Consider the following 10,917-nt stretch of genomic DNA (forward strand, 5'->3'; position numbering starts at 1 on the left):
CTGCGGTCTCCGACCGGGCTCGGGCCGGGAGGGCCGGCCGGCCGTCGCGGCCGACCGGCTGCCGAGTCGACCGCGTCGAGCAGAGTCGATGTGCCAGGCTGAGGGCATGCGTGAGCTGATCTTCCGGACCGCCAGCCGGGACGACGTACCGGCGATCGTCGCGATGCTGCTCGACGACGAGGTGGCCGCGAGCCGGGAGCCGGCGGAGCCGACCGGCGAGGACATCGACGCCGCCTACTGGGCCGGCTTCGAGGCGGTCGACGCCGACCCGCGCAACGAGCTGATCGTCGTCGAACTCGACGGCGAACCGGTCGGCACGATGCAGCTCACCTTCATCCCCGGGGTGAGCCGGCGCGGCGCCGAACGGATGCAGATCGAGGCGGTCCGGGTCCGACGCGACCTGCGCGGCGAGGGAATCGGTCGGCGAATGATGGACTGGGCGGTGGATCAGGCCCGGGAACGCGGCTGCCGGCTGGTCCAGCTGACCACCGACAAGCAGCGTACGGACGCACACCGGTTCTATGCCGCACTGGGCTTCCGGGCCAGCCACGAAGGCATGAAACTGTCGTTGTGACGCCATCCATCGTCGATGACGGCGACATCGCCGCCATTGCAGAGCGGATCGTGAGGAAGATAGCAACGCCCCGCCTTGCTCGATCATGGGCGACCACCGGCAGGGGCCATCCTGACCTTCGCGCCCGACTCGTGGCGAGCCTTCGTGACGAAGGTCGTCAGTCCCTGAACCACCGGGAGGGTTCCGCCAACGATCTCCCGGATGGAGCAGTCCCGCAGAGGCCTTCCAGGGGCCGACCGTAGCGCCCGACGTCCCGGGGGCCGCTCACTCCTTGCGGTCGCGGTCCCGGGACGGCTGGACCCGCTTCGGCTCGCCCGGCATCTTCGGGTGGTCCGGCGGATAGGGCAGGTCGCCGGAGCCGTCCCGGTCGTCCCGGTCGGCCCACTCCAGTAGCGGGCTGATGTCCCACGGGGCGTCGTCGATGCCGGCGTGCGGGTCACCGATCTTCGCCACCCGCTCCGGCACGGTCCTGAGGTCGAAGTCGTCCGGTTCCACGTCCGGCAGTTCGTCCCAGGTGACCGGGGTGGAGACGGTGGCCCGGGCGTTGGCCCGCAGCGAGTAGGCGCAGGCGATCGTCCGGTCCCGGGCCATCTGGTTGTAGTCGATGAAGACCTTCTCGCCGCGCTGCTCCTTCCACCAGGCGGTGGTGACCAGGTCGGGGCGACGCCGCTCCACCTCGCGGGCAAACGCGATCACCGCCCGGCGTACCTCGGTGAAGGTCCAGCGCGGCTCGATCCGCAGGTAGACGTGCACGCCCCGGCCGCCGGAGGTCTTCGGCCAGCCGGTCGCGCCGAGTTCGTCCAGCAGTCCGCGCACCTCGCCGGCCGCCTCCACCGCGTCGGCGAAGTCGGTGCCCGGCTGCGGGTCGAGGTCGATGCGCAACTCGTCGGGGCGGTCGACGTCGCCGCCCCGGACCGGCCACGGGTGGAAGACGACGGTCCCCATCTGGGCCGCCCAGGCCACGTGCGCCAGGTCGGCCGGGCATAGCTCGTCGGCGCTCCGGCCGCTCGGAAACTGGATCTTCGCGGTCCGGATCCACGGCGGTACGCCCCGGGCCGGCACCCGCTTCTGGTAGAACATCTCCCCCTCGATGCCCTCGGGGAAGCGCTGCAGCGCCGTCGGGCGGTTACGCAGCGCACGCATGATCCCGTCACCGACCGCGAGGTAGTAGTCGAACATGTCCTTCTTGGTGAACCCGCGACGGGGGAAGTAGACCCGGTCCGGGCTGCTCAGCCGTACCGTGTGCCCGGCCACCTCGACCTCGACGGGCTTCGCCTTCGCGCTGCCACCAGCCATGCGCCGACCCTATGCCACCGGTCCGACGTCGGTGGCCGGACACGGAGACGCCGACCGTCGGCCCGGCCTCACGGCCGGGAGCGCACCTCCGGCGCCCGGCTGCCGTGCCGGTGCGCCTCCCAGACCTGGCAGATGAGCACGAGCTTCTGCTCGAACCGCGGGTCCCGGTCGAGCAGCCCACCGTCGTACGGGGCGTAGAGCCGCATCGGCCGGTCGTCGCCGAGGTAGACGGCGACGACGGTACGGCCCCGACGGCGCTCCGCCCGGACGTCGACCACCCGGTGCCAGGCAACGAAGGCGTACGCCCCGTACGCCCGGCCCCGCAGCCCCGCCTCCTCCAGCCGGCTCCGGGCCCGAAGCCGGTCGACGCCGCCGCAGAGCACCCCGAGTGGCAGCGGAGCCAGCACGGCCACCCAGACCCACCCGGTCAGTTCCCGCTGCCCGGGCAGCGCACCGGCGATCACGATCACGGCACCGCTGCCCAGGCCACCCCAGCGCAGTCCCCGGACCACCGCCTGCCGCCAGGTCAGCCGGAACTCGGCCAGCACCAGCCGGTGCTCGCGTCGCCGTCTCTGCCCGCCCGGCCTGGTGGCCGCTCGCATGTCCTGTCAACGACCCGGTGACCGCCCGGTGATTAATCAGGTGTTTCTCGTTGTTTTCAGTCGATCGACGGGCGCTTGGGGCGAACCTCCGGCGCTTAGCCGCCGCACGATCTCCGCCGTACCGTTGGGGCATGGCTGACAACAGTGTCCGGGACAACCGGGGAGACAACCTGCCCCGCACCGAGGAGGAGTGGCGGATCCGGCTCACGCCCGAGGAATTCAAGGTGCTCCGCCAGGCGGGCACGGAGCGCCCGTGGACCGGCGAGTATGTGGACACCAAGACCTCGGGTACCTACCGCTGCCGGGCCTGCGGGGCGGAACTCTTCTCCAGCGACACCAAGTTCGACTCGCACTGCGGCTGGCCGAGCTTCGACCGGGCCCTGCCCGGCGCCATCCGTTACCTGGAGGACCGCTCGCTCGGCATGGTCCGGATCGAGGTGCGCTGCGCCAACTGCGACTCGCACCTCGGGCACCGCTTCGACGGCGAGGGCCTCACCCCGGCGAACGCCCGGTACTGCATCAACTCGATCTCGATGCGCCTGGACCCGTCGACCACGTAGTATGGCCGCAGATGCGGTGATACGGGGGGATTCGACATGGCGACGACCTGCGAGGTCTGCGGCAACGACTACTGGCTGACGTTCGAGGTGCGCACGACGAGCGGGGACGTGCACACCTTCGATTCGTTCGAGTGCGCGGCGCACAAGCTCGCCCCGGTCTGCGAGCACTGCGGCATCCGGATCATCGGGCACGGCGTGGAGGTCTCCGGCCGCTTCTTCTGCTGCGGGCACTGCGCCCGGGCGGTCGAGGGCGAGCGTGGTGCGGAGATCCGCGACGCCGTCGGCGCCCGCCCAGCCTGACCTGCAAGGAAGGGGCCCTCATCACCGGATTCTGCTCTGGCAGCGCCCCCTCCTGACACCTCAGCGGTACGGGCCGCGGCCTAGCATCACGGGATGCACCCGTCGCAGACGCCACCGCTCCAGTCGGACTCCCAGGACCGGATCGAGCTCCGGATCGCGTCGTTCGCCGACCTCACCGCCCGGACCCTGCACGACCTGCTGAAGCTGCGGTCCGACGTGTTCGTGGTCGAGCAGGAGTGCGCCTATCCCGAACTCGACGGCCGGGACGTCGAGCCGGGCACCCGGCACCTCTGGCTGGCCAGCGATGACGTGCCGATCGCGTACCTGCGGCTGCTCGCCGAGCCGGGCGGGGTGCAGCGGATCGGCCGGGTGGTGGTGGCCCGCCGGGCCCGGGGCGGCGGACACGCCGGGCGGCTGATGAGCGAGGCGCTGGCCCTGGTCGGCTCCCGGCTCTGCGTACTCGACGCCCAGGCGTACCTGGTCGACTTCTACACCCGTTACGGCTTCACGGTGAGCGGCCCGGAGTACGTCGAGGACGGCATCGCACACGTGCCGATGCGCCGCGACCCGGTGTAGCCGCGCCGGCATCCGATTGCTGGACTCTGCCCGACGCCTGGCCACCGCGCGATGCCGCCATTAGCGTGGAAAGCGTGGCACGGCGGGCCTAGGTCAGGTCAGGGCAGGGCGTTGACCAGTTCGCCGACTCTGCGGCGCCGGCCGGTGAAGAACGGCACCTCCTCGCGGACGTGCCGGCGAGCCCGGGAGGCGCGCAGGTCGCGCATCAGGTCGACGATCCGGTGCAGTTCGTCGGCCTCGAAGGCGAGCAACCACTCGTAGTCGCCGAGGGCGAACGAGGCGACCGTGTTGGCCCGGACGTCCGGATAGCCCCGGGCCAGCCCGCCGTGCTCGGCCAGCATCTCCCGGCGCTCGGCGTCCGGCAGCAGATACCACTCGTAGGAGCGGACGAACGGGTAGACGCAGACGTAACCCCGGGCCGGCTCGCCGGCCAGGAACGCGGGTATGTGGCTCTTGTTGAACTCCGCCGGCCGGTGCAGCGCCATCTGCGACCAGACCGGTGCCAACTGCCGGCCGAGCGCGGTACGCCGCAGCCGTCCGTACGCGTCCTGGAGCGCGTCGCTCGACGACGAGTGCCACCAGATCAGCAGGTCCGCGTCGGCGCGGAGCCCGGAGACGTCGTAGCTGCCCCGCACCACCACGTCCTTGCCGGCCAACTCCTCGAAGAGCGACTCGACCTCGGCCGCGATACCGTCCCGGACCTCGGGCAGCGGGCCGGTCGCCCGGAACACCGACCACATGGTGTAGCGAATGCTCTCGTTCAGCTCGCGCAGCCGCGCCGCGTTGGTCTGCCCCACGTTGCCCCGCGCCGAGCCGTCGGTCTGTTCCGCAGTCATACCTTCGATACTCCCAGCACCTTGATGATCTCCTCGGCCGCGGTCTCGCCGGAGCGTACGCAGACCGGAATCCCGACCCCGTCGTAACCGGCGCCGGCCAGCGCCAGAGTCGGGTGTGCGGTCCGCAGCGCCGACCGGGCCGCGGTCACCCGATCCAGATGACCGGGTGCGTACTGCGGCAGCGCACCGCCCCACCGCTGCACGTGACTCTCGACCGGCTCGGGCAGTGCGGCGCCGAGCAGCTCGGAGAGCTCACGGTGCACCGCCGAGGCCAGCTCGTCGTCGGCGCGTTGCAGCAGGTGCTCCTCGCCGTGCCGACCGACGGAGGCGCGCAGCAGCAGCATGCCGTCCGGTTGGCGCAGGTGCGCCCACTTGTTCGTGAAGAAGGTGGCCGCCTTGACCAGGGTCCCCGCGATGGCCGGCACCAGAAACCCGGACAGGTCCGCCGGCAGCACGGCCCCACCGGCCGCCGGCAGCGGGTCACCGCTCGCCGCGTCGTCCGGCGGTGGACCGGGCAGGGCGAGGCCGACCAGCGCAACGCTGGCGTAGTCGAGCCGGCCGACCAGCGCGCCGACGGCCACGTCGACGCCGCCGAGCAGCCGGGCGGCCGGCCGGGCCGGCAGGGCCAGCACCACCGCGTCGACCTCGACCAGCTCCGGGTCACGCGTCGGGCCGATCACCAGCCGCCAGCCGCCCGGCACGGGCAGCAGTTCCCGGACCGCCGCGTTCAGTCTTATCTCGGCCCGTGCCGTCTCGGCCGCGGCGGCCACCAGCCGGCTCACCCCACCGGAGACCGTGGCGAAGACCGGGCTACCGGCGGGCCGGGGCGCGGCGGCCAGCGCCGCCCGGACCGCCCCGGTCAGGGTCGGCTCGATGCGCGCCGCCCGGGCCAACCCCGGCATCGTGGCGGCCAGCGACAGCTCGTCGGCACGGCCGGCGTACACCCCGCCGAGCATCGGGTCGACGAGCCGGTCCACCACCTCGTCGCCGAGCCGCCGCCGGACCAGTTCGCCGACCGTCGGGTCGGAGTCCGGGCCGAGCAGCGGGCGGCCCTCGTCGACGTCCCGCTCCGCCGCCGGCCGGGCCACCGGGGCCACCGCGGCCAGGTCGCCGGGTACCCCGACCAGGGTGCCCGAGGGCATCGGCCGCAGCTCGCCACCGATGGCCAGCGCGGCTCGCCCGACCGCCGGGTGCACCAACGCGTCGGCCAGCCCCACCCGGCGGGCCAGGGCGACGGCCGCCGAGTCCCCGCCGGCCGGGTCACGGGTCAGGAATGCCTCGGCGCCGAACTCGACCGTCGCACCGGCGAGCGACCCGGTACGCAGCTTGCCGCCGAGCGCACCGGACTGCTCGTACACGATGATCTCGGTGTCGGCGGGGAGCCGGTCCCGCAGCCGGACCGCGGCGGACAGCCCGGTGATGCCGCCGCCGACCACGGCGATTCGCAGCCCGCCGGACCGTGTCTGGTCGTTCACCCCCGTCCCTGCCTTCCGATCAGCTCGTCGTGGCCTCGTGCACCAGGGCGACCACCCGGGTCAGCACCTCGGGATCGGTCTCCGGCAGCACGCCGTGCCCGAGGTTGAAGACGTGCCCGGGGGCGGCGGCCGCCTCGCCGAGCACCCGGCGCACCTCGGCCTCGACCACCTCCCAGGGCGCGAAGAGCACCGCCGGGTCCAGGTTCCCCTGCACCGCCCTGTCCGGCCCGATCCGCACCGTCGCCGCGTCCAGCGGAGTACGCCAGTCCACCCCGACCACGTCCGCGCCGGCCTCGCCCATCGCGCCGAGCAGCTCGGCGGTGCCGACCCCGAAGTGGATCCGCGGCACGCCCGCGTCGGCCAGCGCGCCCAGCACCGTCGCCGAGTGCGGCAGCACGAACCGGCGGTAGTCGGCCTCGGAGAGCGCCCCGGCCCAGGAGTCGAAGAGCTGCACCGCCGAGACACCCGCGTCGATCTGCACTCTGAGGAAGGCGAGGGTGATCTCGGTCAACCGGCCCAGCAGGGCGTGCCAGACGTCCGGGGCGCCGTGCATCAGCGCCTTGGTGCGTACGTGGTTGCGCGACGGCCCGCCCTCGACGAGATAGCTGGCCAGGGTGAACGGCGCCCCGGCGAAGCCGATCAACGGGGTGTCGCCCAGCTCGGCCACGAGCAGCCGAACCGCTTCGTCCACAAAGGAGACGTCGGAAGGGTCGATGGCTCGGATCCGGTCGACGTCGGCGAGGGTGCGGACCGGTTCGGCCACCACCGGGCCGGTGCCGGGCACGATGTCCAGATCCACCCCGGCGGCCGCCACCGGTACGACGATGTCGCTGAACAGGATCGCGGCGTCCACGCCGTGCCGGCGTACCGGCTGGAGCGTGATCTCGGTGACCAGTTCGGGCCTGCGGCACGACTCCAGCATCGGGATCCCGGCCCGCACCTCGCGGTACTCGGGCAGGGAACGCCCGGCCTGCCGCATGAACCAGACCGGGGTGTGTGGCACCGGCTTCCGTCGGCAGGCCCGGACGAACGGCGAATCGGCCGGGCCGCCCGGGCCCGGGTGATCGTCTCGGGCCGCGTTGCCCGCAGTCGTGGTGGTCATCGGCGCCATCGTGCCACGCGCCCCGACCTCGCCGGCGCGCACCGCCGGGTTTTGTGGCCTGCCAGACGTACCCGCGTCGGGCCCGGCGTCGGCCCGACCGGTCGGGCCGACCGGCGCGGCGCCCCACCACGGCGCCGGCGATCGGCTTAGGCTGCGGATATGGCCTCCCCGATCGTCCTGCCCGAGACCTTCGCCCGCGCGGTGGCCGGGTTGCGGTCGGCGGCGCCGCGCGCGGAGATCGCGCTGGAGGAGGTGGGTGCGCCGCAGCGGCTCGCCCCCTACGCCTTCGCGCTGAGCGCCAGCGTGCGGCGCGACGGCGAGGAGGTGGCCACCGGACGGCTGATCCTGCTGCACGACCCGGCCGGACACGAGAGCTGGGAGGGGACGCTGCGCCTGGTCACCTACGTCACCGCCGAGCTGGAGATCGACCTCGCCGCCGACCCGCTGCTGCCCGGCGTCGGCTGGACCTGGCTGACCGACGCGCTGGAGGCGCGGGACGCGGCCTACCGGGCGCTCGGCGGCACGGTGACCCAGACCATGTCGACCCGGTTCGGCGAGCTGGCCGGCCCGCCGGCCGCCGGTGACATCGAGATCCGCGCATCCTGGACCCCGGTCGACGACGACCTGCGGGCACATCTGCTGGCCTGGTGCACGCTGCTCGCATCCACCGCCGGGCTGCCGCCGCCCGGTGTCACCGTGCTGCCGCATGCCCGTCCCGCCGGCGCCGCCTGACCACCCCCGCTGACGCGGGACCCCCTGTGCCCCAACCGCTTCGGCGGGCTCGGCAGGCCCATCGGACCCGACTCGCCGGACCGGCTGCGCGACCCCAATCTCCGTGAAGACTAGGGTTGTCAGGTGACCGACGAACCACCCCTGCGCCGTCGGGCCGCGCAACGCCGAGCAGGGGACGAGCCGCACAGCCTTCCGGCGTCCGCGCCGGATCCCGAGACAGTGGGGCCCGACCCAACGCCCGGCGGGCCCGTACCGCTGCTCACCCCTCGCGACGGCACCCCGGCTCCGGTCGAGACCCCCGTCGGCCTGGCCGACGTGGTGTCCCGATTCGCGGCCGGCACCGGCCCGGTCGCCGTCGACGCCGAGCGCGCCTCCGGCTACCGCTACAGCCAGCGGGCCTACCTGGTCCAGCTCCGGCGGGCCGGGGCCGGCACCGCGCTGATCGACCCGCTGCCCCTCGGCGACCTGCACACCCTCGACGAGGCGATCGCCGACGCCGAATGGGTACTGCACGCCGCCAGCCAGGATCTCGCCTGCCTCGCCGACCTCGGGCTACGGCCGAGACGGCTCTTCGACACCGAGTTGGCCGCCCGGCTCGCCGGATTCGAACGGGTCGGGCTGGCCGCGCTGACCGAGCAACTGCTCGGCTTCACCCTGGAGAAGCACCACTCGGCGGCGGACTGGTCCAGCCGGCCGCTGCCGGAGTCCTGGCTGACCTACGCCGCACTGGACGTGGAGATGCTCACCGAGCTGCGGGACAAGCTCGCGGTCGAGCTGGAGCACCAGGGCAAGGCGAAGTGGGCGGCCGAGGAGTTCGCCGCGCTGGTGGCCTGGGGCACCCAGCCGGCCCGGCAGCGGCCCGACCCGTGGCGGCGGACCTCCGGCATCCACCGGGTGCGGGGGGCCCGGGCACAGGCCCGGGTGCGGTCGCTCTGGTACGCCCGGGACGAGATCGCGGCCCGCCGTGACTCGGCACCCGGCCGGGTACTGCCCGACGCCGCGATCATCGCCGCCGCCGAGATGGATCCGAAGGACGAGCGGACCCTGCTGATGCTGCCCGGTTTCGGCGGCCGCTCGGTGCGCCGCCTCGTCCGGACCTGGCTGGACGCCCTCGCCGACGCCCGGCAACTGCCGGACGACGCGCTGCCGGTGAGCCCGACGATCGACGGCCCGCCCCCGCCGCACCGCTGGGCCGAGCGGGACCCGGTGGCGGCGGCCCGGCTGGCCCGGTGCCGCGAGGTGGTGACCAGGATCGCGGCGGCGCACACCCTGCCGCCGGAGAACCTGATCACCCCCGACTCGGTCCGCCGGCTGGCGTGGATCCCGCCGGAGGAGATCACGCCGGACACGGTCGCCGAGACCCTGCGCGGGTACGGTGCCCGGAACTGGCAGGTCGGCCTGATCGCCGAGGGACTCGCGGCGGCGCTGGCCGAGCCGGAGAGCTGACGCCGCCCGACGCCCCGACGCCCCGACACCTCGATGCCTGCTGATACCTGCTGACGTCTCGACGCCTGCTGACGCCTCGTCGCCTGCTGACACCTCGTCGCCTGCTGACACCTCGTCGCCTGCTGACACCCACTGACGTCTCGTCGCCTTGCCGAGTCGGGTGACGGGCGTGCTGGGCGGCGTGCTGGGCGGTGGTGGTCTGGTCAGCGTCCGCCGGAGTGGTGCAGGTGCCGGGCCGGCGGGCGGACGCCGAGCAGTTCGTCGCGGACCCGGCACCACTGCACCGCGTGCCGGATGCCGTCGGCGACGGAGTACTCGGGCTTCCAGTCGAGCAGCAGCCGGGATCGGGTACTCCGGGTGAACGAGCCGGCCCCGTCGCCCGGGCGGGGCGGCGCATCGCGGGTGCGTACCGGCCCCACCGCCTCGGCGAAGGCGGCGACGAGTTCCCGGACGGTGGTGCCGTCCCCGGTGCCGAGGTTGATCGCCTCCACCGACCGGTCGCCACCGGGCGGAAGGATCTCGTCGAACCGGCGCAGCGCGCAGACGTGGGCCCGGGCCAGGTCCCAGACGTGGATGTAGTCGCGGATTCCCGAGCCGTCCCGGGTGGGCCAGTCGGTGCCGGTGATCAGGAACTCCCCGCCGTCGGTCCAGGCGTCGATCAGCTTGCCCAGCGCGTGCGTGGGCCGGGGCAACTGGAGACCGGTACGCAGCAGCGGATCGGCACCGATCGGGTTGAAGTAGCGCAGCGACAGCGCCCGCAGCGGGGTGGCCTCGGCGGTGTCCGCGAGCACCGTCTCCATCATCGCCTTGGTCCGGGCGTAGGGGCTGGCCGGTTCCAGTGGTGAACTCTCGTCGACCGAGAGGTCGGCACCGGTGCGGTAGATCGCGGCCGAGGAACTGAAGACGTAACGGGTGACCCCGTTGCGGATCACGTGGTCGAGGAGGTCGAGCGACTTGGCGACGTTCTCCCGGTAGTAGCGCAGTGGCTCGCTGACCGACTCCGGCACCACGATCAGCGCCGCAGCGTGCACCACCGCGCCGATCTCGGGGTGCTCGGCGAAGATCCGGTCGATCAGCGCGCCGTCGGCGATGTCACCCGGGTAGAAGATCCGCCCCCGGGTGAACTCGACCCGACCCGTGCAGAGGCTGTCCAGGATCACCGGCTCGATGCCCTCGTCCAGGCAGGCCGACGCGATGGTGCTGCCGATGAAGCCGGCACCGCCGGTGACCAGCACCTTCACCCGGACTCCTGACTGGATTCGCCGACTGCGGCCGATTCGGAAGCATTTTCACTATTGCTCGCTGTTTAGCTGGCGATAGTGTGATTACTAGGGCATCAAGCCGGACGATATGTGTCCCGAGCCACACCGGGGGCACAAACGGCCATAGTTACTGGCTAGTAGCATCCGAGGTACCCG

Annotated in this window: 12 protein-coding genes; 6 read left to right on the plus strand and 6 right to left on the minus strand. The window is 72.9% G+C overall.

Features of this window, described 5'->3' with window-relative positions:
• Window positions 1-106 precede the first annotated feature (106 nt).
• Entirely contained in the window at window positions 107-574 is a 468-nt protein-coding gene (locus tag EV371_RS24410; protein WP_130464113.1) for a GNAT family N-acetyltransferase, read from the plus strand.
• Between the two features lie 264 nt (window positions 575-838).
• Here EV371_RS24410 and ligD read toward each other — a convergent pair whose 3' ends face one another.
• A complete protein-coding gene (gene ligD, locus EV371_RS24420) occupies window positions 839-1,870 on the minus strand; it encodes a non-homologous end-joining DNA ligase (protein ID WP_130464115.1) in 1,032 nt (343 codons plus the stop codon).
• Between the two features lie 68 nt (window positions 1,871-1,938).
• On the minus strand, window positions 1,939-2,472 hold the full coding sequence (locus EV371_RS24425; RefSeq protein ID WP_130464116.1) for a hypothetical protein: 534 nt from the start codon (window positions 2,470-2,472) through the stop codon (window positions 1,939-1,941).
• A gap of 131 nt (window positions 2,473-2,603) precedes the next feature.
• Between EV371_RS24425 and msrB the strand changes: the two genes are divergently transcribed.
• The 3 genes from msrB to EV371_RS24440 all read left to right on the plus strand — a co-directional run bounded on the left by msrB (window position 2,604) and on the right by EV371_RS24440 (window position 3,908).
• Window positions 2,604-3,032, plus strand: a complete 429-nt coding sequence (msrB, locus tag EV371_RS24430) for a peptide-methionine (R)-S-oxide reductase MsrB (RefSeq protein ID WP_130464117.1) — start codon at window positions 2,604-2,606, stop codon at window positions 3,030-3,032.
• A gap of 36 nt (window positions 3,033-3,068) precedes the next feature.
• Entirely contained in the window at window positions 3,069-3,332 is a 264-nt protein-coding gene (locus tag EV371_RS24435; RefSeq protein ID WP_130464118.1) for a Prokaryotic metallothionein, read from the plus strand.
• Between the two features lie 93 nt (window positions 3,333-3,425).
• Window positions 3,426-3,908, plus strand: a complete 483-nt coding sequence (locus EV371_RS24440) for a GNAT family N-acetyltransferase (RefSeq protein ID WP_130464119.1) — start codon at window positions 3,426-3,428, stop codon at window positions 3,906-3,908.
• A gap of 98 nt (window positions 3,909-4,006) precedes the next feature.
• Here EV371_RS24440 and hemQ read toward each other — a convergent pair whose 3' ends face one another.
• The 3 genes from hemQ to hemE are packed head-to-tail and all read right to left on the minus strand — an operon-like array spanning window position 4,007 to window position 7,321.
• Entirely contained in the window at window positions 4,007-4,744 is a 738-nt protein-coding gene (hemQ, locus tag EV371_RS24445) for a hydrogen peroxide-dependent heme synthase (protein WP_130464120.1), read from the minus strand.
• The gene (hemG, locus tag EV371_RS24450) at window positions 4,741-6,219 is read right to left on the minus strand and encodes a protoporphyrinogen oxidase (RefSeq protein ID WP_486484774.1); all 1,479 of its coding nucleotides are present in this window, start codon (window positions 6,217-6,219) and stop codon (window positions 4,741-4,743) included. Before hemG ends, hemQ begins: the two co-directional genes overlap by 4 nt.
• 19 nt (window positions 6,220-6,238) lie before the next feature.
• A complete protein-coding gene (gene hemE / locus EV371_RS24455) occupies window positions 6,239-7,321 on the minus strand; it encodes a uroporphyrinogen decarboxylase (RefSeq protein WP_130464121.1) in 1,083 nt (360 codons plus the stop codon).
• A gap of 159 nt (window positions 7,322-7,480) precedes the next feature.
• Here hemE and EV371_RS24460 point away from each other — a divergent pair, with 159 nt between their 5' ends.
• Window positions 7,481-8,053 carry a DUF3000 family protein gene (locus EV371_RS24460; protein WP_130464122.1) on the plus strand — a complete coding sequence of 191 codons (573 nt, stop codon included), beginning with the start codon at window positions 7,481-7,483 and terminating at the stop codon, window positions 8,051-8,053.
• A gap of 123 nt (window positions 8,054-8,176) precedes the next feature.
• Complete coding sequence (locus EV371_RS24465; protein WP_130464123.1) at window positions 8,177-9,499, plus strand: HRDC domain-containing protein; 1,323 nt, start codon at window positions 8,177-8,179, stop codon at window positions 9,497-9,499.
• A gap of 203 nt (window positions 9,500-9,702) precedes the next feature.
• On the opposite strand, the gene galE is transcribed toward EV371_RS24465, so the two are convergent.
• Window positions 9,703-10,740: a UDP-glucose 4-epimerase GalE gene (gene galE, locus EV371_RS24470; protein WP_130464124.1), complete on the minus strand. Its 1,038-nt coding sequence runs from the start codon at window positions 10,738-10,740 to the stop codon at window positions 9,703-9,705.
• Window positions 10,741-10,917: the final 177 nt, after the last annotated feature.

Source organism: Plantactinospora sp. CNZ321, from assembly GCF_004217235.1.